21 protein-coding genes are annotated in these 21,949 nt (G+C 40.6%); 8 read left to right on the plus strand and 13 right to left on the minus strand.

Annotation, left to right across the window (positions count from 1 at the left end; genetic code table 11):
- Nucleotides 1–10: 10 nt before the first annotated feature.
- Genes EHQ70_RS07945 through EHQ70_RS07960 form a run of 4 tightly spaced genes read right to left on the minus strand, consistent with a single transcriptional unit; the run spans nucleotide 11 to nucleotide 3,962 of the window.
- A complete protein-coding gene (locus EHQ70_RS07945) occupies nucleotides 11–814 on the minus strand; it encodes an ABC transporter permease (RefSeq protein ID WP_135585205.1) in 804 nt (267 codons plus the stop codon).
- Entirely contained in the window at nucleotides 804–1,721 is a 918-nt protein-coding gene (locus tag EHQ70_RS07950) for an ABC transporter permease (RefSeq protein WP_135585207.1), read from the minus strand. The genes EHQ70_RS07945 and EHQ70_RS07950 overlap by 11 nt, the downstream gene beginning before the upstream one ends.
- A 10-nt stretch (nucleotides 1,722–1,731) precedes the next feature.
- On the minus strand, nucleotides 1,732–2,757 hold the full coding sequence (locus EHQ70_RS07955; RefSeq protein WP_135585208.1) for an ABC transporter ATP-binding protein: 1,026 nt from the start codon (nucleotides 2,755–2,757) through the stop codon (nucleotides 1,732–1,734).
- A gap of 35 nt (nucleotides 2,758–2,792) precedes the next feature.
- Nucleotides 2,793–3,962 carry an ABC transporter substrate-binding protein gene (locus EHQ70_RS07960; RefSeq protein WP_135585210.1) on the minus strand — a complete coding sequence of 390 codons (1,170 nt, stop codon included), beginning with the start codon at nucleotides 3,960–3,962 and terminating at the stop codon, nucleotides 2,793–2,795.
- 138 nt (nucleotides 3,963–4,100) lie between these two features.
- Here EHQ70_RS07960 and EHQ70_RS07965 point away from each other — a divergent pair, with 138 nt between their 5' ends.
- The 4 genes from EHQ70_RS07965 to EHQ70_RS07980 are packed head-to-tail and all read left to right on the plus strand — an operon-like array spanning nucleotide 4,101 to nucleotide 9,644.
- A complete protein-coding gene (locus EHQ70_RS07965; protein WP_135585212.1) occupies nucleotides 4,101–5,558 on the plus strand; it encodes an NAD-dependent succinate-semialdehyde dehydrogenase in 1,458 nt (485 codons plus the stop codon).
- Nucleotides 5,555–6,844, plus strand: coding sequence for a 4-aminobutyrate--2-oxoglutarate transaminase (gene gabT / locus EHQ70_RS07970; protein ID WP_135585214.1), 1,290 nt, complete (start codon nucleotides 5,555–5,557; stop codon nucleotides 6,842–6,844). Before EHQ70_RS07965 ends, gabT begins: the two co-directional genes overlap by 4 nt.
- Nucleotides 6,845–6,850: 6 nt before the next feature.
- Nucleotides 6,851–8,296, plus strand: coding sequence for a gamma-aminobutyraldehyde dehydrogenase (locus tag EHQ70_RS07975; protein WP_135585215.1), 1,446 nt, complete (start codon nucleotides 6,851–6,853; stop codon nucleotides 8,294–8,296).
- A gap of 43 nt (nucleotides 8,297–8,339) precedes the next feature.
- Nucleotides 8,340–9,644, plus strand: coding sequence for a DUF389 domain-containing protein (locus EHQ70_RS07980; protein WP_135585217.1), 1,305 nt, complete (start codon nucleotides 8,340–8,342; stop codon nucleotides 9,642–9,644).
- Between the two features lie 9 nt (nucleotides 9,645–9,653).
- Here the strand turns inward: EHQ70_RS07980 and EHQ70_RS07985 are convergent, their stop codons facing one another.
- The gene (locus tag EHQ70_RS07985) at nucleotides 9,654–10,343 is read right to left on the minus strand and encodes an LIC_11490 family protein (RefSeq protein ID WP_244288260.1); all 690 of its coding nucleotides are present in this window, start codon (nucleotides 10,341–10,343) and stop codon (nucleotides 9,654–9,656) included.
- 43 nt (nucleotides 10,344–10,386) lie between these two features.
- Between EHQ70_RS07985 and EHQ70_RS07990 the strand changes: the two genes are divergently transcribed.
- Together EHQ70_RS07990 and EHQ70_RS07995 are read left to right on the plus strand one after the other, a co-directional pair.
- The gene (locus EHQ70_RS07990; RefSeq protein ID WP_135585219.1) at nucleotides 10,387–11,628 is read left to right on the plus strand and encodes a hypothetical protein; all 1,242 of its coding nucleotides are present in this window, start codon (nucleotides 10,387–10,389) and stop codon (nucleotides 11,626–11,628) included.
- Nucleotides 11,629–12,093 carry a chemotaxis protein CheX gene (locus tag EHQ70_RS07995; protein ID WP_135585221.1) on the plus strand — a complete coding sequence of 155 codons (465 nt, stop codon included), beginning with the start codon at nucleotides 11,629–11,631 and terminating at the stop codon, nucleotides 12,091–12,093.
- Nucleotides 12,094–12,096: 3 nt separating this feature from the next.
- Here the strand turns inward: EHQ70_RS07995 and EHQ70_RS08000 are convergent, their stop codons facing one another.
- From EHQ70_RS08000 to EHQ70_RS08010, 3 genes are read right to left on the minus strand one after another with little or no spacing between them, the layout of a single operon-like run.
- Nucleotides 12,097–13,044: a tetratricopeptide repeat protein gene (locus EHQ70_RS08000; RefSeq protein WP_425270024.1), complete on the minus strand. Its 948-nt coding sequence runs from the start codon at nucleotides 13,042–13,044 to the stop codon at nucleotides 12,097–12,099.
- Nucleotides 13,045–13,073: 29 nt separating this feature from the next.
- Nucleotides 13,074–13,808 carry an LIC_11485 family protein gene (locus tag EHQ70_RS08005; protein WP_135585224.1) on the minus strand — a complete coding sequence of 245 codons (735 nt, stop codon included), beginning with the start codon at nucleotides 13,806–13,808 and terminating at the stop codon, nucleotides 13,074–13,076.
- Nucleotides 13,809–13,811: 3 nt separating this feature from the next.
- A complete protein-coding gene (locus EHQ70_RS08010) occupies nucleotides 13,812–15,668 on the minus strand; it encodes an OmpA family protein (protein WP_135585226.1) in 1,857 nt (618 codons plus the stop codon).
- A gap of 50 nt (nucleotides 15,669–15,718) precedes the next feature.
- Between EHQ70_RS08010 and EHQ70_RS08015 the strand changes: the two genes are divergently transcribed.
- Nucleotides 15,719–17,359: an ATP-binding cassette domain-containing protein gene (locus tag EHQ70_RS08015; RefSeq protein ID WP_135585228.1), complete on the plus strand. Its 1,641-nt coding sequence runs from the start codon at nucleotides 15,719–15,721 to the stop codon at nucleotides 17,357–17,359.
- On the opposite strand, the gene EHQ70_RS08020 is transcribed toward EHQ70_RS08015, so the two are convergent.
- The 5 genes from EHQ70_RS08020 to ompL47 form a co-directional block, all read right to left on the minus strand.
- A complete protein-coding gene (locus EHQ70_RS08020; protein WP_135585230.1) occupies nucleotides 17,356–18,381 on the minus strand; it encodes an Lsa36 family surface (lipo)protein in 1,026 nt (341 codons plus the stop codon). The genes EHQ70_RS08015 and EHQ70_RS08020 overlap by 4 nt on opposite strands.
- 43 nt (nucleotides 18,382–18,424) lie before the next feature.
- A complete protein-coding gene (gene rdgB, locus EHQ70_RS08025; RefSeq protein WP_135585232.1) occupies nucleotides 18,425–19,021 on the minus strand; it encodes an RdgB/HAM1 family non-canonical purine NTP pyrophosphatase in 597 nt (198 codons plus the stop codon).
- Complete coding sequence (locus EHQ70_RS08030) at nucleotides 19,018–19,368, minus strand: STAS domain-containing protein (protein WP_135579232.1); 351 nt, start codon at nucleotides 19,366–19,368, stop codon at nucleotides 19,018–19,020. The genes rdgB and EHQ70_RS08030 overlap by 4 nt, the downstream gene beginning before the upstream one ends.
- 5 nt (nucleotides 19,369–19,373) lie before the next feature.
- Nucleotides 19,374–19,787: a ComF family protein gene (locus tag EHQ70_RS18685; RefSeq protein ID WP_244288262.1), complete on the minus strand. Its 414-nt coding sequence runs from the start codon at nucleotides 19,785–19,787 to the stop codon at nucleotides 19,374–19,376.
- A 316-nt stretch (nucleotides 19,788–20,103) separates the two neighbouring features.
- Nucleotides 20,104–21,186: a multi-beta-barrel domain surface protein OmpL47 gene (gene ompL47, locus EHQ70_RS08040; protein WP_135585236.1), complete on the minus strand. Its 1,083-nt coding sequence runs from the start codon at nucleotides 21,184–21,186 to the stop codon at nucleotides 20,104–20,106.
- 64 nt (nucleotides 21,187–21,250) lie between these two features.
- Here ompL47 and EHQ70_RS08045 point away from each other — a divergent pair, with 64 nt between their 5' ends.
- Nucleotides 21,251–21,892 (plus strand): flagellar filament outer layer protein FlaA, encoded by a 642-nt coding sequence (locus tag EHQ70_RS08045; RefSeq protein ID WP_135585238.1) that lies wholly within the window; start codon nucleotides 21,251–21,253, stop codon nucleotides 21,890–21,892.
- Nucleotides 21,893–21,949 lie beyond the last annotated feature (57 nt).

Below are 21,949 nucleotides of genomic sequence, written 5' to 3' on the forward strand. Positions count from 1 at the left end.
TGGAGTGGGATTATTTTTTCCCACCCTCATCTTCTTTCGTTAGATAATAAGCGACCAGAATCGGAAGTGTTGTCACAAGGATCACAAAAACAGCAACCACGTTTGTCACAGGTCTTTGTCTAGGACGAATGAATTCTGTTAACATCCAAATGGGAACTGTGGATTGTTGGCCTGCAGTGAATGTAGTGACGATCACTTCATCAAACGACAATGCAAATGACAACATACCACCAGCTAACAATGCAGTGGCGATATTTGGCAAAATCACAAATCGAAAGGTTTGCCATGGGTTGGCACCTAAGTCCATCGATGCCTCTACCATGGAATGAGAACTTCTTCGAAGTCTTGCGAGCACATTGTTATAAACAGTCACAATACAAAAAGTTGCGTGTGCAATGACAATGGTCCAAGTGCTAAAAGGAATTCCAAAAAGAGACATGGCAGAACGAAGAGAAATCCCTGTCACAATCCCAGGAAGAGCAATAGGTAAAATCACAAGAAAGGAAATCACTTCCCTTCCGAAAAATTTGCTACGATAAACGGCAAGGCAGGCCAAGGTCCCAAGAATGATGGCCATCACCGTAGAGATGGTAGCTACTTGTGAAGACAAAATGATGGCTTCCCAAATATCATTTCTGTCCCAGGCAACTCCAAACCACTTCAGAGTAAAGCCTGGCAATGGGAATTGGAATGTTTTTTCATCAGTAGAAAAAGCATACATGATGATGATAAAGATAGGGATGTGAATGAAAAGAAACCCTAGGATGGTTGCTATCTTCAATCCGAGTGTTCCGAAATTCCATTTAGAGGGCATCGAAAGCTCCTAATCGTTTCGCAATCATTAGGTAAACCATCATGATGATAATTGGGATTACCGAAAAAGCTGCCGCCAAAGGAATGTTACCTGCTGTTCCTTGGTGTGTGTAAACGGCCATTCCAATAAAATAACTAGAATTTCCAATGATGGTTGGGATGATATAATCACCGAGCGTAAGTGAGAAGGTAAAAATAGAACCTGCCACCACGCCTGGAAATGCTAAAGGTAATACAACTTTTCGAAACGTTTGAGCGGGGCCACCACCCAAATCCGAAGATGCTTCCAAAAGTGATTTAGGAATTCGTTCCAAAGAAGCTTGGATAGGGAGGATCATATAAGGAAGCCAAATATAAACAAAAACAAGAAACATCCCAATGTAGGAAAAGGATAATGACGTTCCACCGATGACTGGAATCGAAAGGACCGTATCCAATACATGCAAAAGTCCAAGTTCTTGCAAAAACCAAGTGAGGATTCCTTCTTTTGCCATAATGAGTTTCCAGGAATATACTTTCACAAGATAACTCGACCAAAGTGGAAGCATAACTCCCAAATATAAAATGGGTTTTAGTTTTGGACCAGCATACATCGCCATATAATAAGCGATGGGGAATGCAATGATGGCACTCACAACCGTGACAGTAAATGCCATCGTAGTCGTGCGGATGATGATATCCCAATTCGTTCTTTGACGAAACAGATCATAATAAGATTCTAATGTGAATTCTCGTTTGATAACTCCTGAGAAAGAATCAATAGAGAAAAAACTTTGGATGAGGAGCGTAAAAAGAGAACCCAAATACACAACCCCGAGCCAAATGAGAAGCGGTGCGAGCAACAGAAATATCGCAAGGCCTTTACGATAGAACAGAAATGTGAAAAACTTATCAAAGGTATTTGTCATTTACAAACCCTCAAAGCAAATGCATGTCAGAATCTTTCCAACCAACAAGCACTTCTGAACCAACAGCAATGTGATCTGCAGAAATTTTTAGGTTTTGAGTGGATGCAATGATCCGAGAACCATTCGGAGTTTCAAAATGCATTTTGGAAGTGGCACCTGAATACACTTGGCTTTTCAATATGGCCTTAAAGGTTCTGTATCCTGTGGAGTGATTGTCTTCTTTAGCGTTGGCAAACACATGGACACGTTCCGGACGGATCATCCCTTTTCCAGTTTTGCCTGTTAGTTGTTTGGTTTCTTCTAAAGAAAGTATATTGGAAGTTCCTACAAAGTTTGCTACAAATTCTGTTTTGGGACGATCGTATAATTCTTCTGGTGTCGCAATTTGCTCCACCTTACCTTTATTAAAGACGGCAATGCGATCCGACATAGAAAGGGCTTCCTCTTGGTCGTGAGTGACAAAGATAAAAGTAATCCCGACTTCTTTTTGGATGGCTTTGAGTTCCAACTGCATCTCTTCTCGTAGTTTGAGATCCAAAGCACCGAGTGGTTCATCAAGCAGTAGAACACCAGGACGATTGATGAGAGCCCGTGCCAGTGCGATCCTTTGCCTTTGGCCCCCAGATAATTCCGAAGGTTTACGGTTTCCCACATCTGGCAAGCGAACCATAGCCAACATCTCAGACACTCTTTGGTTGATTTCCTTGTTCGCAGTTTTTTTGATTTTGAGTCCATACCCAACATTTTCAGCAACTGTCATGTGAGGGAATAAAGCATAATCTTGGAAAACAGTATTTACATTTCTTTTGTAAGGAGGGATGCCTGTGACATCAACACCTTCCAAAAGAACCCTTCCAGAAGTCGTATCTTGGAAACCTGCCACCATACGGAGACAGGTAGTTTTTCCCGACCCGGAAGGGCCTAACATCGAAAAGAATTCACCTTTTCTAATCCCGAAGGAGACATCATCCACCGCTATAAATTGGTCGAATTTCCTTGTTACATTTTGAAATTCGACATCGTAAACTTGGTCCATTCCTTCTCCTTCAGAACTCTTATAATGTTAGGATCTTATTTACTTCCAATAATGGAAATATAGTCTTCAGCCCATTTTTTATAAGGCACACATTTTCTTCCACCGGAACAATCTTCTTTTGGAGTTCTCCAGAAAGAGATTTTTTCAAAGTTGTTGAATCCGTTAACGGCACAACCTGTGTCTCCGAGAAGAGCGTTTCCTTTACAAGCAGAAGGAACGGAAGGCACTGATCCAAACCAAGAAGCAAGATCACCTTGTACTTTTGGAGAAAGTGAATGTTCGATCCATTTGTAAGCGCAGTTTACGTGTTTGGAATCTTTATGAAGCATTGTGCTGTCTGCCCAACCAGTCGCACCTTCTTTCGGAACGATAGAAGCTACCGGTTGTTTTTCACCAACAAGTAGGTTTACTTGGAATGGCCATGTAGAAGAAGCAACAAGTCCTTCTTTTTTAAAGTCATCCACTTGCACCATTGCATCATGCCAATACTTTGGAACGAGTTGTCTTTGTTTTTTTAATAATTCAATGACTGCAGTGTATTGTTTTTCATCCAATTCATATGGATCTTGGATTCCCAATTCTGGTTTAGCTTGTTTTAAATATAAAGCAGCATCTGCGATATAGATTGGACCATCAAATGCTTGTACGCGACCTTTGTTTGATTTTCCGTCAGCCAATACTTGTTCTTCAAAAACAACATTCCAACTTGTTGGTGCTTTTTTGAAAACTTTAGTGTTGTACATAAGTACGTTCGGACCCCATTGATAAGGTACACCGTAATGTTTTCCTTCTACTGTATGCCAAGGAGCATTTTGCAAACGAGAGTCTACATTTTTCCAACTAGGGATTAGGTCAGTATTGATTTCTTGAACCTTTCCACCAGCAACCAATCTTAATGATGCATCACCAGATGCAGTTACAAGATCAAACCCACCTTCATTCATGAGTGCTACCATCTCATCAGATGTAGCGGCAGTTTTTACATTGACTTTACAGCCAGAACTTTTTTCAAATTCAGTGACCCAGTCATATCCTTTGTCTGTTTCACCACGTTCAATGTACCCCGGCCAAGCTACGATGGAAACTTCTCCTTCGCCTTGTCCGATTTCGGAAACCTTTGTTTCTTTTTTGCCGCAAGCAACCGCAAATGCGATTGTAAGTATTGCTGCAGAAAAAATCACTCGTTTGTATGAATCGAATTTCATAAACCTATGTGCTCCTGGTTTTTCTTATGTCAGGAATTAGATACCAAGAATTCAAAATTAAGCAACCACTTACTAAGTTTTCAAAAAAAAGGTAGGAATTTTTCTGCTCCGGTATTTCGATGAAATCACAGGTTTCGTATGAAATACATCAAAGATAAAGACCTTTTTCGACAAGAAAACTTCATTGGTGGGGTTTGGTGCCCTGCAGAAAACAAAAAAGAAATCTTAGTGCATAACCCAGCAAATGGTGAAGTCATCGGAAACATTCCTCATTCCGAAGAAAAAGATACAACTACTGCAATACGTTCTGCAAAAAATGCACTCTCTGATTGGAAATCACGACCAGCAAAAGAAAGAGCAGGAATTTTACGCAAATGGTTCCAACTCATGATGGACAACCAAGAAGATTTGGCTCTCATCATGACACAAGAACAAGGAAAGCCCCTAACAGAAGCTAGGGGGGAGATAGCTTATGCTGCTTCGTACATCGAATGGTTCGGAGAAGAAGCAAAACGTTCTTATGGTGATATCATTCCTTCCCATAGAAAAGATACAAGGATTTTAGTTTTAAAAGAACCAATTGGTGTGGTGGGAACCATTACACCTTGGAATTTTCCTGCAGCCATGCTTGCAAGAAAAGTAGCACCAGCACTCGCAGCAGGATGCACTGTGGTTTCGAAACCAGCAGAACTCACTCCCTACTCTGCATTAGCAATGGCAGTTCTTGCGGAACGAGCAGGCCTTCCTAAAGGCGTCTGGAATGTGTTAGTGGGTGATCCAATTAAAATTGGAAAAACCATTTTAGAAAGTAAAGAAGTTCGTAAACTTAGTTTTACGGGATCCACAAATACTGGAATTTATTTGATGGAAAAATCAGCAGCCACTTTAAAAAAACTCTCACTCGAGTTAGGTGGGAATGCTCCCTTTATTGTTTTTGAAGATGCCGACATGGATGAAGCCATCAAAGGAGCCATGTTATCCAAATATAGAAACACAGGACAAACTTGTGTTTGTGTGAATCGTTTCCTAGTCCAGGCCTCCGTTGCTGATGTGTTTTCCAAAAAATTAGCAGAGAAAGCGAAGGAACTTGTGGTTGCCAATGGGATGGAACCGAATGCACAACAGGGTCCCCTCATAAACGATGCCGCTCTCGCAAAAGTAAAATCACATATTGCCGATGCTGTTTCCAAAGGAGCAAAAATTCTCACTGGCGGGAAAGAACATACTCTCGGTGGTAATTTTTTTGAACCTACCGTCCTTTATCCCGTAAACTCCTCTATGGTTGTGACAAAAGAAGAAACCTTTGGCCCAGTCTCTTGCATCCAAACCTTCCAAACCGAAGAAGAAGCTGTCCAATTGGCCAACGACACTGACTTTGGACTCGCTTCCTATTTGTATACAAAAGACATGGCTAGACTTTTTAGAGTCGCCGAACAACTAGAATACGGAATGGTGGGAATCAACGAAGGACTCATTTCTTCAGAACAAGTTCCCTTCGGTGGTGTCAAATTCTCTGGAATGGGACGCGAAGGCTCTAAATACGGACTCGATGATTATACAGTAACCAAATATCTCTGCCTCGGAGGAATCACATGACGGGCAATCAAAAACAAACCAACCAAACTCTATGGGAAAGAAGACTTGCAAATGTTCCCAGGGGTGTTACAACCGCCTACCCAGTGTTTGCCGAAAAAGCAAAAAATGCAGAAATTTGGGATATTGAAGGAAGAAGGTTTATCGACTTTGGGGGTGGGATTGGCGTTCAAAACACAGGCCATGGCCATCCGAAAGTAGTGGCTGCCATCCACAAACAAGTAGACCAAGTGCTTCATACTGCCTTTCAAATTATGCCTTATGAACCTTATATCGTTCTCGCAGAAAAACTAAATGCCAAAGCACCGATTGAGGGAGGAGCGAAAACTATTCTGTTTTCTTCCGGTGCGGAAGCACTTGAAAACGCAGTGAAAATTGCAAGAGCCGCTACAGGACGACCAGGAATCATTAGTTTTCTCGGTGGATTCCACGGCCGAACCATGATGGCTCTCGCCCTCACAGGGAAAGTAGTTCCTTATAAAAAAGGATTTGGACCTTTTGCGAGCGATGTTTATCACATTCCTTTTCCTATGGAATACCACGGTGTGACAGAAGATGACTCCATCAAAGCCCTAAACAATTTGTTCAAAGCAGACATTGATCCATCACGTGTAGCAGCCATTGCCATTGAACCCGTACAAGGCGAAGGTGGATTCTATATTGCTTCACCAAGTTTCCTAAAAAAACTCAGAGCCATTTGCGATGAACACGGAATCCTTCTCATTGCTGATGAAGTACAGTCAGGTTTTGCAAGAACAGGAAAACTTTTTGCAATCGAACATTCAGGAATCAAACCAGATCTCATCACTACTGCAAAATCACTGGCAGCAGGGATGCCTCTTTCTGCGGTGATCGGAAAAACTTCCATTATGGATGCAGTAGAACCAGGTGGACTCGGCGGTACCTATGCCGGAAACCCAGTGGCATGTGCTGCCGGAATTGCTGTGATGGACCTTATCGAAGAAGAAGGAATTTTAGAGAAGTCGGTCAAACTCGGAAAGCTATTAGTCAACGAGCTGAACGAAATCAAAAAAACCTATCCTCATATTGGCGAAATACGTGGGTTAGGTGCTATGGTTGCGTTTGAACTAGTAGAAAATGGAGACGCAAATAAACCTTCCGCTGATTTAGCAAAAAAACTAACAGCCAAAGCTTTAGAACATGGACTTGTTTTACTCTCTTGTGGTGTGTATGGAAACGTGATCCGAATTCTTGTTCCGATTACCGCAGAAGAGTCCATTGTCAAAGAAGGGCTTTCAATCATAACAAAATCATTAAAGGAAATTTGAAGCAGCATGAAACAATTTAAACTTTGGATTGATGGAAAGTGGACAAACACAAGCGGCGGGAAACTCATGGACATCGAAGATCCTGCCACTGGCAAAAAAATTGCAAAGGTAATCGATGCAAGTGCCGCCGATGTAGACAAAGCAGCAAAAGCTGCGCATAAAGCTTTTTATGATGGAAGATGGTCAGGGATCACTCCAGGCGAACGTTCCAAAGCCATTTGGAAACTCGCCGATCTTTTAGAAGAAAAAACCAAAGAGTTTGCAAAAGCGGAATCTCTGAATGCAGGAAAACCTTATAAAAACTTAAGTCTTGCGGGAGACATTCCTTTTGCTGTGGATAACATTCGTTTTTTTGCAACGGCAGCTCGCGATGTGCATGGAAGTCGTGCGAACGAATACCAACCAGGATACACATCCATTTTACGCAGAGAACCTGTGGGTGTTGTGGGTCAAATTGCTCCATGGAACTACCCTCTTCTTATGGCTGTTTGGAAATTTGGACCCGCTCTTGCCGCAGGTTGCACCGTCATTTTAAAACCAGCACCAGGAACTCCCATCACCTCTCTTATGTTAGCTGAACTAACAAAAAAAGCAGGTATCCCTGATGGAGTCATCAACATTGTGACAGGTGGAAATGCCACAGGCCAAGCAATAGTCGACCATCCACTTGTCAGAATGGTTTCTCTTACCGGTTCCACGGGAACGGGAAAAAACATTATGAAGTCGGCTTCCGATTCCCTAAAACGAGTGCATTTGGAACTCGGGGGAAAAGCACCACTTCTTGTTTTTGATGATGTGGACATAAATCTTTTTGCCGCAAAAGCAGCGTTTGGTGCCACTTGTAATTCAGGACAAGATTGTACAGCTGCGACAAGAATCATTGTTCCGAAAGCTTTGCAGAAAAAAATCACTGATGCCGTTGTGGATGCAATGAAAGCTGTAAATGTTGGTGATCCCTTTAACGACAAAACCGAAATGGGGCCACTCATCTCTGCCATCCACCGCGAAAGAGTTTTGGGATTTATGGACAGGGCAAAAAAACAAGGGGCAAAAATTCTGACTGGCGGAACCATTCCTAAAGGCCTAGACAAAGGATACTTTTTTGCACCTACTGTGATCACTGATGTCAAACAAAACTATGACGTAGTGCAGAACGAAATTTTTGGACCAGTGCTTACCATCCAATCTTACGAAAAAGAAGAAGAAGGAATCAAACTTGCAAACGATGTGAATTACGGTCTTGCTTCTTCCATTTGGACGAAGGATGTAGCGCGCGCTATGCGAGTGGCAAAACAATTTGAATTTGGAACCGTTTGGGTCAATGACCATCTTCCACTAGCTTCGGAAACTCCACATGGTGGATTCAAACAATCTGGATTTGGAAAGGATCTCTCTATCGAATCCGTAGGTGATTATCTAATCACAAAACATGTGATGGTAGGTGGGGTTTAAAAAACTTAATTGCGAAAAGGAACAATCGGATGTCTAAAACACTATGGCAAATCACAAAAATCCGATTGTTTCTTTATTCAAATGGTTAGAACCGAGATTTCATCTTTTTGATGATTTAGACAAAACGGGGACAATCGAATCAATCCAAAAAGGAGCCGAACTGAGAGGTTCTAATCTTTGGACTTTGATTTTTGCCATTTTTATTGCCAGTATTGGACTCAATGTCAATTCCACAGCTGTCATCATTGGGGCGATGTTAGTTTCTCCGCTGATGGGACCTATTGTGGGAATCGGATTTGCGGCAGCCACCAACGACTTTGACAATTTAAAAAAGTTCCTCCGCACATTAACTGTGGCTACACTAGCGAGCATAGCCACTTCTTTTATTTACTTTTCACTTTCCCCGATTAGTGAAGCGCAGTCGGAACTACTCGCAAGAACTTCACCTACAATCTACGATGCACTGATTGCTATCTTTGGTGGTGCGACAGGAATCATTGCGAACACAAGAAAAGAAAAAGGAACTGCGATTGCAGGTGTTGCCATTGCCACAGCTCTTATGCCCCCACTCTGTACTGCTGGTTATGGATTGTCACAAGGGAACTGGTCTTATTTTTTTGGCGCCACTTACCTTTATTTAATCAACTCCATCTTCATTGCCATCACTACTTTTATTTTTGTGCGGTATATGCAATTTCCAAAAGTGAGTTGGGGTCTGTACAAAGAAAAAGAAAGAAAGGTTAAAATTTATTTAGGAATATTTACGCTGATTCTTCTCATCCCATCTATCTTCACTGCTTATCAAATTGTAAGGTCATCTTACTTTAAAGGAAAAGCAGAAGAATTCATTCGGAATGAAATTTTAATCGATAACAGAAGAGTTTTAGAAAAAGAAATTTTGTATCAGAAAAATCCAAAAATTGAACTCACAATCGTCGGCCCTAAAATCGACATAGACCAAGAAAAGGAATTACAGAACAAATTAAAATATTATAATCTAATCAATACAACACTCATTTTACATCAGGATTTATCTTCCACCAATGTAGATCGACTGAAGTTCGAAATCATTTCCGAAATATATAAAAACCAAATGGATTTGGGACAAACAAACACGGAAAAAATTTCAAAAGAAATCCAAATTTTTTATCCAAATTTGGTCTCAGCCAGTTTTACAAAAACCAAAAAGTTTGATATGAACGAAAACATATATTTGGATACAAATCTTTTTGATTCCGGATGGACAAAACTACCAACAGCAAATGATCAGAAAAAATTAGAAGAGTATATCAAACTAAGAACGGGAGAAAATCAAATCGATCTGATTATAAGAGAAGTTTCTAAATAGTTAGGGGAACTAGACCAAAGCGGCTTGTTTCAAAAAGTCTTTGAAAGTATCGATGTCTTTTGTGAAAAATACTGGTTTCGGTGCTTTTGTTTCCTTCAAAAGAAACACAATCCCTTGGTTGTGAAGAACCACTTGATCCAATTCTTCTGGAGTGTAAGTATAAGTTACATTTCCAGAATGAAACAAAAACTTTCCATTCTCTTCACGTAAAGTTCCAGACCCAATTCGTTTGAAATTCTTTAGGCCATCTTCCATGGCATCAATGTCAGAGGACTCTTCACCAAACGTAAGTTTACCGGAATAATCCAAAAACAAAGTCCCTTCAATTTGGAACCGACTTTCTTTCGGTGCCGGTGGTTCCTGTTCCAAATTTCCATCCCCGGTAGGAAGTAAAACTTCGGATTTTTGAACTACCGAAGGAGTGACCTCTTCGGGCAAAGAATAGGAAAGATGTCTATCATCGGAAATCGCACGTTCCCTTCGGATCCGTTCATCCAATTGTGGAGAAACAGATGGGGGTTGTGGCATTCGATATTGGCCGGTAGTTTGGGGTTTTCGGGTAGGGTAAGCTGCCGGTTTGGATTTTTGCGGGGATAAGGCTACATATAGGAAACATAGAACACCCACAAGGATCATAGCAAAGGCAGCAAACAACATACTACCTATATTATCTTGCCAAATGCCCAATCCCTTGATCACATTTTTTCTTTACAAGGGTTTCGGAAACGGAAACGCTTCCTTTATGTTCGAAGAAGAAGCCTCTACCCTCAAAGAAAAAATCTATCGCGCGATTATTGCTCTCTTTTTATTCATTTTAGTCGGAACCCTTATCATCACCTTTTTACCAGGGGACGCCGAACAAAGCCTTGTGGGTGCCATCACAGGCCAAAATTCTACCAAAGCAGGCACAATTGCTGGCCGAAGCATCCCGGTAGATTACTTCAACGCTGCCAAACGTGATTGTTACTACCGGTACCAACAATACGGTAGAGAAACGGCTCAAAATCCCGAACTCCTCAATTCCTGTGCCTTCTCTACTGTGAAGGAAGTCTTTATCGCCAATGACATTGCCACTGCTGTGGGTTTTCAAGTATCGGAGATCAGCATCAAACGGGAGATGTCCAAACAAGCAAGGGAAGTTCATAAGGAATCGGTTTCCCAGGCAGGATACGGAGAAGAAGACTCTCGTTCCCTTTCTGAAATTTACCAACAAATTTACCGTTCTGCTCCTATGAATTACCGCATTGATACAGCTACGGGATATGCTCTTTTTCCAAACTTTTTGGAACAACCTCTCTCCCCGACAGAAAATGAAGCTGAGTTGGAAGACGAAGCCAAACGTGCCAAAATCTCTTTCCGAGTTGTGGCCGTATCCGAAGTCAATCTTTTGAATGCTGTAGAAGCAAAGATCAATATTACAGACGAAGAACTTAACAAAGAATACGAAAAAGAGAAAAAAGAAGGATCTCTTTCCAAAGATCCTTCCGGAAACTTTGTTAGTTTCGAATCCAGAAAACCTCTCCTACTTTCCAAAATGAAATTTGATCGTAAGAGAAAAGAAGTAGAAACTTGGAAAGGACGAATCGCTGCAAAAGTTTCCGAGCCGAATGCTCTGGAAGCCATTGCTTCCGAAACTCTCCAACCCATTGAGACCGTATCTAATGTTTCTTTGTCTGATTTAAAACTAGTCACTTCCAATCGAGGCAATAGCTACCGTTTGGCGAACTCTGCAAAATTTTGGGAAACCCTAGCCAACGATCCTTTTAGCAAAAAAACAGTAGTGGGTCCATTCTCAGACAATGACAAACAAGTTTATGTGGAATTCGGAGCCCTGACTTACGGACAAACCACAGCAAAAAAACCGACGGATCAGGCTGCAGATTTTTTGAAACAAAGGCAACTTCTTAGCTTTTTTCTTGAAATAAACCAGTCCATAGCGGCAGAATACAACGTAGAGAAAAAAGGCCTTCTCTCTTTAGAATAAATGCAAATTAAAGCCGACTTCATCAACCCGTTCCTGGAAGCAGCCACCATCGTTTTTCGTGATGTGTTACAACAGGATCTCATCCGAGGCAAAATCGGAATTAAGGACTCTCCTGCTCCCAGCCATGAAATAGCCATCATCATTGGGGTGGTGGGTTCTTTCAGTGGTGAAGTGGTTTACAGCATGAACTACGATGCGGCATACAAAGTGTCCCGTAAACTAGTGCCGGGACTTTCCGATGAAGACGTAAAAAATGAATACAAAGACATTCTCGGTGAGATTGCCAACATGACCACTGGTAATGCGATGAACATTTTTACCTCTGCAGGCCAATCGGTGGAGATCACAACACCTAACATCCAAGAAACACAAAGCACTTCCGTTCGGTTCAACAAAAAACCAACCCTCTCCATCAACTTATATTCTAAGTTTGGAAGAATCGAAGTCAACGTCGCAATCGCTTAAATCTTAAATCGAAGAACCTAAAACCCGCAGTCTCTCGCGGGTTTCTTTTCTAAAATCATAACCAGGAACTGGTGTTTTGCCTTCCACTCCATTCATATAGAGTTGGTAGTATTTTAAAGAACGTTCCAAATCTCTTTCGTCCCAACTACTTTCATAAACTTTTCCCAAGTAATGATGTGCAGGAAGAAACTCTGCTGATTCTTTGAAATTTTTTATAATATTCACAAGTTGGTGTGCTGCGGATCGAAATTCCTTTTTACGAATGAGAAGGACAGCCATCGCATAATGGGACCTAGGTGTGAGTTCAGGATGTTTTGGAAACTCAGTAACAAGTTTTAAATATTCCTTGTATGCCTTTTCCTCTGAATCTGGATTTCCAATTCGGTCAAGAGAACGAGCCAATTCAAATTGTGTTTTGATTTTGAGATCGGGATCTTCCTGTTTTTCCACAAGACCAGCAGAATCTTTCTCTTTACCATCAAGTCCAAATAAATTTGTGTTTTCCACTCGAGCAAACTTTGCTGTTTCTCCTTCTTTACCATATGAATCAGCAAACTCGGATTCGGCGGACTTCTTTTGGTCTCTTGTGAGATAAGCTTTTCCTTTTTGGAAAGAGGCCCCGGAAGGATCGATCACTTCCTTCTTTTTTTTCTTTTTATCAACTGGTTTTGACTTTGTAACAGAGGCTTGATTTTCTACGACAGCAACATTTGACCCTGACTCTGCATTGTTTGCGTTGGGAAGAGAACTTAGTGGTTTAGAATTTGTGTTGGAACCCGAACCATTACTAGATAACCCATTGGAATTGTTCGTTACAGAATTTTCTTTTTTATCATTATTAGAGTCTTGGTTCCAAGTTTCGGGAAAGGGTAAAAATAATTCTGTCGCTTCAGCCTGAATTCTAGAAGTGGTGCTAACAATAATGAGTAAAAAAAATAAAGAAATTCGCAAGAACAGCTCCAAACAAAAATACAAAACCTTCATCTTAGATTTTTTGGAATCCGTTCCAAACTTCTAGGTTTTCCAAGACCTTCACTGGACTCAGGTGGTTTCGGTAACTTTAAAGTTTCCAAATTCTTTTCTTCGTTTTTTGCCTTCACTTTTTTTTCTAAATCCGAAATTCGGTCGAGCATCCTTTGCATACGAAGGTCAGACTCCGAATCGGAACCAGAGGCAGATTTTGAATCTTCTTTGGGAGCTGCTGGTTGGATATCAATAGGAGCAGGAATCAAACCATCACCTGACGGAGTGTAAATGGGAGGGACTGATGTATCTTCTGCTTTACGATTTCTAAAGTCGTATTCTTTTCCTAAAAAATCTTGTTCTTCAGGAATTGTATCGTGAGTGTATCCATTGGATTCTCTTTCACTGATAAAATCAAATTGCATCCTTCGGTTGGATTCGTATTTTAAATCTTCTGGATCGGACATACGAACGTCTTTTCGTTTCCGATTGTAATCCCTTTCAATCTCCATAAGAAACAAACTTCGAGTATCTTGGGCTAGTTGCATCCCTTGTGGTTTTGCATTTTCCCAACCATTGGTCCAACCCACATAAATCGCCATAATGAGAAAAAATACAAAGAGCGAAATGGCGATTTTTTTAAGTAGGTCTTGGACTTGGGATGGGATTTTGTCTACAAGTCCATCGACAGCACCCATCATCTTTTGGGTGTCTACATTGACTTTGGGTATATTTATATTTTTAATATCCACTGGTTACTCTTCCGAAATTTTAAAGACTACCCTTCGGTTTGTCCCGCGACCTTCTTCGGTCTGATTGTCCGCTAACGGCACCGAGGGACCATGCCCCATCACAGCAATCCGTGTTTCTTCTATTTTATGTTTAGACTTTAAATAATTAGCAACCGAATTTGCTCTTTCCAGGGACAACTTTTGATTGGCCGATTTGGTGCCGACATTGTCTGTATGCCCTTCAATTAAGATCTTCAAATTGGCCGATTTACGTAAAATCCCTGCCAATCTGTCTAGTTCTGGTTCGGATTCTTTGGTGAGTTCGGCAGACCGAAAGGCAAAAAACAAATTGTTCATCACAATTTGATTTCCTTTTTTTAGTTTGGGAAGAACAAGAAGGACAGTTTTTTCTTTGTCTTCTTTTTCTTTTCCCACCAAATTTAGGTTTTGTGAAACAGGAAGGTATCCTTCTTTTTCTCCATAGAATCCGTAGTTATCATCATAAGGAAGGATGATACTAAACTCACCTGTCCCTGGATCACTCACCGTAGAACCAATGGATTTTTTTCTGGTTAAAGATTCATACAATACATGTGCCGAAAGAGGTTTTCCTTCTTCATCTACCACTTTTCCTTTGATCACAACGACTGGTTCTGGTTGGAAATGATGAGGGATGGCAGCCATATACAATTCCCCTTCGCGAGAAACATAAGCCCAATTCCCAACCGCAGGAATACTGAAAAAATTAACACCCCTTAGGTTTGAGGATAATTCTTGTGGTTCTGACCAAGAAGTCCAAGAATCATTCAACCTTCTTGTGATAAAAATAGAAATCCCTTCTTTTCTTCCAGACGAAGAGAAGTATAAGGTTTTGTCATCGGGAGCAAGGAATGGTGCCATTTCCTCTTCACTCGTATTCAATGTATTTCCCAAATTAATCCCTTCTTCAAATACACCGGAATCATTTTGCAAACTAACATACAAATCTAACTTACCAAAATTTTTCTTTTGTTGGGCAGAATAGATCAAAGTTCGACCACTAGAAGCAAGAGCAGAGCCACCAAATACTTGTTGGCTGGGATTATCTGCCTTTCTATACCAATTATAAAAACTTGGAAAATTGATAGGGGTGGGCATAGACCAACCCGACTCCATTTTATGTGTTTTGTACAAAGGTGCGCGATTTTGAATTTTATCAGTTCGTTCTTTATATTCTGTTTCTAACTTAGTTAAAACAATGTGGAATTCTTTTGGATTTTGTGCTTCTCTAGATGCGATTTGAGATTTGTACATCATCTCTCGTTTTAAGTTGTCCAACATCTCTTCTTCACCAAAATTACCGAATACAAAAAGTTCGTTCCCACCGGGAAGAGCTGAAATCACAGCAGAAGGAAATTTGTTGTTTAGCGGGGTGGGGAGTTGTTCCCCTTGCATCCAAAATCCGTATTGGTCTCGTTTGGCGGCCCAAATCTTTTGAGTAGATCTTCCCCCTTCACGAACGAGTGCTGTCCAAAACAAAATTTTTCCATCGGGAGTACATTGCGGGTTAAAAGAAAATAGGCCCCCGGTCACATAACGAGGGATTTTTTTTAAAGTCCAATCGGGTGTTTTACCAGATTCAAAAGGTTCGACTTCGTATCGAATCGGATTACAAGTTTCGGATTGCACATCGCATAACATCCGTATCTTTTTCCCTGCCAAATATGCCAGTTCTTCCTGTAAGGTCCCGCTACTAATCCTAAAAACTTGTTTGTCCGTCCGTAAAAGATGTCCTGTATTGAGGAGGTCACCCTCCAAAACCTGGATTCCATTTTTTACACTTTGTGAGCTAATGAGCCCATTCCCGAAAAAGAGGAGAATGATGATGAGAATCCGTGCCATACCATACGAAATGTCGGTTGAAACCTCCGATTCCCTTAGAAAATTGACTTATGATCCAAGCTAGCGGCATTACAGTCTCCTTCGGGAAAAAACCTCTTTTCGAAAACGTCTCCATTAAATTCAAACCGGAATGCCGTTACGGTCTGATCGGAGCCAATGGTTCCGGAAAATCGACCTTTATGAAGGTTTTGGCCGGTATTTTGCAGCCTACAGCCGGTTCTGTCGTTGTAGACAAAGACAAGAAAGTCGGATACCTCAAACAGGACCACTACGAATACGAAAATGAGACCGTTCTTGGCACCGTCCTACGGGGAAATCCTGAACTTTGGAATGTCATGACCGAAAGGGATGCTATCTATTCCAAAGAAGAAATGACTGATGAAGACGGAATGCGAATCTCCGAAATTGAGGAAATATTTGCTGATATGGGTGGGTATGAAGCCGAATCCGTAGCAGGCGAACTTTTGGAAGGACTAGGAATTCCTACCTCAGCCCACAACCGCCCATTGAATTTTCTTACGGGTGGATTCAAACTCCGAGTCCTTCTCGCCCAAGTTTTATTTTTAAAACCAGACGTTCTCCTTCTGGATGAACCAACCAACCACTTAGATATCAAAACCATCCATTGGTTAGAAGAACTTCTCATCAATTACGAAGGTGTGGTCATTGTGATTTCCCACGACCGTCACTTCATCAACTCCGTTTCCACTCATATTGCCGATTTAGATTACAATACCATCCGTATGTTCCCAGGGAATTATGACGATTTTATGATTGCGGCAGAACAAACTCGTGAACAGTTAATGAGCGATAGCAAACGTGCAAAAGAAAAAATTGCCGACTTACAAGAGTTTGTTTCTAGATTTTCTGCCAACGCCAGTAAATCCAAACAAGCAACTTCTCGTCAAAAGATGATCGAAAAAATTAAAGGGGAAATGGTAGATGTAAAACCATCTTCTAGAGTTGCGCCTTACATTCGTTTTAAGGCAAAACGAACACTCGGAAAAGATGTATTCGAAGCAATCAACATCTCCAAAGCTTACGATGAAAAACCGGTCATTAAAGAATTTAATACATCTATCACAAAAGGGGAAAAAGTTGGGATCGTTGGAACAAACGGTGTTGGTAAAACAACTCTTCTTAAGATGTTACTGAAAAAACTAGATCCAGATTCTGGTCAGGTGAAATGGGGGGATTCAGTAGAAACTTCCTTTTTTCCACAAGACCACCGTGAGGCGATGGAACCAGATGCTGACACTCTAGTAGAATGGTTATTACGCAATGCTCCTCAAGGAACCGAAGTGCAAGAAATTCGTGCTATCCTTGGCAGAATGCTATTTTCCGGTGATATGGCAAACAAATCCACTACCGTTCTTTCCGGTGGTGAAAAATCAAGGATGATCATTGGTAAAATGATCCTTGCGGGAGACAATGTAATTGCCCTTGATGAACCAACAAACCACTTGGACTTAGAAACGATTGAAGCACTAAACTACGCATTATCCTTGTTTGATGGAACAGTCATTTTAGTTTCTCACGATAGAGAGTTCATCTCTTCACTTTGTACAAGAATCATTGAAGTGACTCCGGAGGGAATCAAAGACTTCAAAGGAAACTACGAAGAATTTTTAGAAAGAGAAGGAAACGATTTCTACAAACGTCTTACAGGTGGAGCGATTCTCGCCACTTAGAATTGTTTTTGCAGGGAAAGGTTGACTGATTGGATCTCCTTCCCTGCCATAAACTCAAGTGCTAAATTAATATCTCCCTGACCAATTTTAAAACCCAAACTCCCATAACCAAAACCTGACCTATGATTGTGTCTTGCTGTTAATTTGATTCCAATAGCACTAGGAACCGAAGTGAAGTCGTCTGGATTTTCCATCGTTGAGATGGCAGCAAACCGAGTCACCTGTATTGCCGTATAACCATGATTATATACCAAACCAACCCCAGGTATAATGGATAAAAATCCTACAGTATAGTTGTATTTTAAATCTAAAGACGCCGAAGTGATTCTTGATTGGTAAAACAAATCGTTTTGGCCGATCCACCGGCGTTTGTCCCCATCAATCCTAAACTGAGTGGGTCTTCTGTCGTAAGCACTGAGATAAATATCTTGGTTGGTTTGAAAAATTCCCATTCCAAAAGAAAATCCAGAATCAATAGGAAAATATCTTAAAACAGCGCCGTAATTAAATACCCTTCCATTCACATCTGTGTTACGAATTTTTACAAAAGGAATATTGGCCGCTCCAAACTCATAAGGAAAAAAATGCGTAGTAAGGTTCCACTGTTTAGCAAATGACCCATCCAACCATTCACCTAAGTTGGCCGTAAAACTGAGTGATGGTGATGCCGCAACACCTGCTTTAGGTAGGGTTCGGAGTTCCGAGTTTTCATAATAAAAATCACGAGCTTTCTCCTGACCGCGCGAAGCTGTGTATCCAAGTCCTAGTCGGTACCGATTCACATTGGATCCACCGGATTGGTTAGAGTTTAGGTTTTGTAAAACCGCATTGTCCCCCATAGAACGAAGGAATCCATTCGTATAAATTCGATCAAAAACAGGCTCTGCAAAATTTCCTAACAGTTGGTATTCGCTAGGAATATTGGAACATTCACCACCTAAACAAAGCACTTGCGCTTCGATTTTGGTCCCTATCAAAGACAGCAAAAAAAATAAATATAGAATGGAAAATGGAATTCTCATAATGCTTGTAGCAAATCTGATCAGATATAAAATCTAACTTTTGTTACTTTTGATTAGAAAGCCAATTCAAAAAAAGTTCCATAGCTTTTTTGCGATGAGAAACCGTATTTTTTTCAGATTCGGGCACTTGGGAAAATGATTTTCCAAAAGGAGGGTAAACAAAAATGGGATCGTATCCAAATCCATATTTTCCTTCTTCGTCATATTGATTACTGATGACACCATCAACCCGACCTTCAAAGGAAACAGATGTATTGGCATCCACATAAGTCACCACACAACTGTAATATGCATTACGTTCAGGATTTTTTCCTAACTTTTGTAAAAGATATAGTGCACGTTCTTTATCACTAAGACCTGGACCACCGAATCTTGCAGAATACACTCCAGGTTCCCCACCAAGGGCAGGAACTGAAATTCCCGAATCGTCGGCAAAGGAAGGAAGACCCGTTAGGCGAAAGAGTTCTTTTGATTTGATATAAGAATTTCCAGTAAATGAGTTTTCCGTTTCTTCTGGGGAAAAAGAGATCCCCAAGTCTTTAGGAAGGACTACTTCATATCCAAAGGGAGAAAGTAACATTTGCATTTCCTTCCATTTGTGCGCACTTCCGGAAGCAAATGCTAAAGTTTTTTTGGTCAGTGGGAATCTTCCTCGTCGAGTTGGAATCCTTCCATAGCGGCGGATAAATCTGGGAAAATTTCAAACACTTTGTCGAGCATGGTAATCTCAAAAAGTTGGATCAAATCCTCATCTACAACAATCACTTTAATATCACCACTCATAGGTTTTAACTTACGTTTGGTGGCTACAAAAATACCAAGCGCAGTAGAACAGATATGATGAACTTTCGTTAGGTCTAGAATGATTTTTTTAACAGAACTTTGTGTGAGTTTTGAAAGTTCTTTCTCAATTTCATCGGAATCAACCTTGAGGATGGCCCCAGAAAACTTAATAATCCTTATGTCATCCTTGACTTGAACATCCATTCGATTCAATCACCCCCACTTAACAGCAAAACTACGCAAGTTACCTTCCGAACGCCAGCCTGTTTGTACAACCTAGCAATTTCATTTACGGTGGCACCAGTCGTAAATATATCATCTACGATTAGAACATGAAGTCCTTCCATGATTCTATCACTTTTTGTGAATTCGAATGCCTTTTTTGCATGAAAAAAACGTTTCTCAAAACCTTTTGAAGATTGTTTGTCCGCTGAAACCTTACGCAAATTAGTATCTTTCCTGATTTTCCAGAGTTTTTTCCATTTCCTTAGAAGTGAATCAGAGGGATGGTATGGCCTTGGGCCCGACTTAGGTGAAGACGGAACAAGCGCCACAAGATCAGGTGGATCTTCATTCAGAAGTCTAAATAGGGTTCTTTGCCCCAAACAAAAATATTCGGCCAAATGCCTTTCATTTTCAAATTTTAAAGATTGGAAAAGAGATTTTTCGAACCCACCTCTCCTATGTAAGTAGTAGGCCTCGTCGTAAAAAACAAACCGATCTAATGGCAACGGGATTTGGTTTGGTATTCGGTTTTGTTTTTTGAGGAAATAATGAAGCTTGCAACAAGATTTGCAGACAGCCATCATTTCGGAAAAGAAATCATGGGAACCACAATTCACACAAAATTTTGGGAAAACAAAGGATAAAAAGAAAACCCCTCTCATGTGGAAAGGGGTTTCTACCCGCTAGGTAGCGGTTCTAATTTTTTAGGTAAATTTACTTAGCAGGAGTTGTCGCTGCTGGAGTTTGTGTTTCTACCTTAGGTGCTTCTTCTGTCGATTTTTGGATCGTAGAAGTAGGAGGAGTTAAATCTACAGTGATTTTTACTTCTACCACATCCGATTGGTTACCAACGTTATCAACCGCCATAGCTTTGATCACATGGTCACCTTGCGTTTCGATGGCAATTGCTTCTACGTAAGGTTTGTATTCTTCTTCGTCAATTTTTACTAGAACTTTTTTGATTCCAGATTCTTTATCAGTAGCGTTCACATAGAATACGTTTCCTTTTCTTTGGAAGTTTTTTCCATTGATGTCAACGAGTGGGAAAGAAGGAACGATTTCTACAGTAGGTTTTACATCATCTACAGTAATGATAAGAGAAGACTCAGGAGAAGAATTTCCAGATTTATCAGTAGCGGAATACTTCACTACGTTTGCTCCACCGTTTTCCAATTTGATTGGATCAGCGTAAGCTTTTGCAGCTTCTTGGTTGATGCTGAATTGGATCTTCTCAACACCAGTTTGTTGGTCTTCTGCAACTAAAGTGTAAGTATTGTTTTTAGAAGCGAATGGGACTCCATCTAAAACAAAAAACTGTTCTTGTGGAACTAAACTCACTCTTGGAGCAGTATTATCAACGTGAACCACTAGAATTTTTGGAGTTTCAGCGTTTCCTACTTTGTCTACAGAACGATAGTATACTTCAGTAAGACCTTCTTCAGCAATACGAATTGGTTGAGTGAACTTTCTGTATTCGCCGTTTTTAGGTTTCCACTCAATAAAATCGATTGTGGAAGATTCGTCTTTTGCATCTAATGAAAAAGTAGTTTTACTTGTAATGAAAAGAGCAGCTGCAGCAGAAGTTGAAGCGTCTGATTCTTTTTTGTCACCCAATATGTCTTTTACAGTTGTCTCAACTTTATCAACACCGTCTTTGGCTTGAGTAGAAGTGGATTCTGTTTTTTTGATTGCCTGGTCTTTTGTGGAAGTAGTGGCTTTTGGTGCAGCAACTTGTGCTGTGATTTGGCCTGCGAAAGATATTGTCAGTATGGCCAAAAGATATTTGTGCGCCTGCATTTGTATAAGTCTCCTTTTTACAGATAAAACATATATATCCCCCTTCTAAGGAATTATTGTCAACATGATTGCACTGATAAACTTAAGGAAACTCACACTTTTTCTTTTCCTTTATGGAATGGTTCCGATTCAGGCGGACTCTGGGATCTGGCGGGAAATTTTACTCGAAAACTTTGAATTGTCCAACTACAATCAGGACAACTTACGCACCAAATTGGAAAAAGGAACTAAACTTCCGGAAATCACCCTTTCTACCAATTTTACTGCTCCCATCCCTGGATCCAAACAAGCACTTGTCTTAAGAATCCCCAAAGATGCCAATTTGCCTTTTTCTTTATACTTTCCAAAACCCATTGAAGTAAATGCATTCATCAAAGAAATTACCATTCCCATTTATTCTTCACAATCCAACGGGAACCTAACACTGATCATAGAATCACAAGATGCAGAAGTACGACAATTGAACTTAACTTCTCTAAATTATAGAGGGTGGAAATCCATTACTGTTTCCGTATCCAAAAATTTTGATCAAAATGATCGAGTTTTTCTACAAAAGAGCTCCATACGAATCCTTGGATTCTTTTATTTGCCATATGAAAATAATGATCCTAACCAAGAGGTTCTGATCGCCATTGATGACATAACTGCCATTGTGCGAGATAAATACAGACCCCTACGTAACAAAGAAATCCTTTTAGAGGATTGATTTTTCGCACCCATGAATGGATTCTTTGCCCAAAAAACTCTTTTCTTCCCAACCTCA

The organism is Leptospira congkakensis, assembly GCF_004770265.1.
GTDB lineage: Bacteria > Spirochaetota > Leptospiria > Leptospirales > Leptospiraceae > Leptospira_A > Leptospira_A congkakensis.

Excerpts from the sequence above, each read along its gene's own strand:
- EHQ70_RS07960 (WP_135585210.1), bottom strand. The coding sequence starts at position 3,962 with ATGAAATTCGATTCATACAAACGAGTGATTTTTTCTGCAGCAATACTT.
- EHQ70_RS07965 (WP_135585212.1), top strand. The coding sequence starts at position 4,101 with ATGAAATACATCAAAGATAAAGACCTTTTTCGACAAGAAAACTTCATT.
- EHQ70_RS08020 (WP_135585230.1), bottom strand. The coding sequence starts at position 18,381 with ATGAGAATTCCATTTTCCATTCTATATTTATTTTTTTTGCTGTCTTTG.
- ompL47 (WP_135585236.1), bottom strand. The coding sequence starts at position 21,186 with ATGCAGGCGCACAAATATCTTTTGGCCATACTGACAATATCTTTCGCA.
- EHQ70_RS07980 (WP_135585217.1), top strand. The coding sequence starts at position 8,340 with ATGGCAAATCACAAAAATCCGATTGTTTCTTTATTCAAATGGTTAGAA.
- EHQ70_RS08045 (WP_135585238.1), top strand. The coding sequence starts at position 21,251 with ATGATTGCACTGATAAACTTAAGGAAACTCACACTTTTTCTTTTCCTT.
- EHQ70_RS08015 (WP_135585228.1), top strand. The coding sequence starts at position 15,719 with ATGATCCAAGCTAGCGGCATTACAGTCTCCTTCGGGAAAAAACCTCTT.
- EHQ70_RS07975 (WP_135585215.1), top strand. The coding sequence starts at position 6,851 with ATGAAACAATTTAAACTTTGGATTGATGGAAAGTGGACAAACACAAGC.
- EHQ70_RS08010 (WP_135585226.1), bottom strand. The coding sequence starts at position 15,668 with ATGGCACGGATTCTCATCATCATTCTCCTCTTTTTCGGGAATGGGCTC.
- gabT (WP_135585214.1), top strand. The coding sequence starts at position 5,555 with ATGACGGGCAATCAAAAACAAACCAACCAAACTCTATGGGAAAGAAGA.
- EHQ70_RS07955 (WP_135585208.1), bottom strand. The coding sequence starts at position 2,757 with ATGGACCAAGTTTACGATGTCGAATTTCAAAATGTAACAAGGAAATTC.
- EHQ70_RS07990 (WP_135585219.1), top strand. The coding sequence starts at position 10,387 with ATGTTCGAAGAAGAAGCCTCTACCCTCAAAGAAAAAATCTATCGCGCG.
- EHQ70_RS07950 (WP_135585207.1), bottom strand. The coding sequence starts at position 1,721 with ATGACAAATACCTTTGATAAGTTTTTCACATTTCTGTTCTATCGTAAA.
- EHQ70_RS07995 (WP_135585221.1), top strand. The coding sequence starts at position 11,629 with ATGCAAATTAAAGCCGACTTCATCAACCCGTTCCTGGAAGCAGCCACC.
- EHQ70_RS08030 (WP_135579232.1), bottom strand. The coding sequence starts at position 19,368 with ATGGATGTTCAAGTCAAGGATGACATAAGGATTATTAAGTTTTCTGGG.
- EHQ70_RS07945 (WP_135585205.1), bottom strand. The coding sequence starts at position 814 with ATGCCCTCTAAATGGAATTTCGGAACACTCGGATTGAAGATAGCAACC.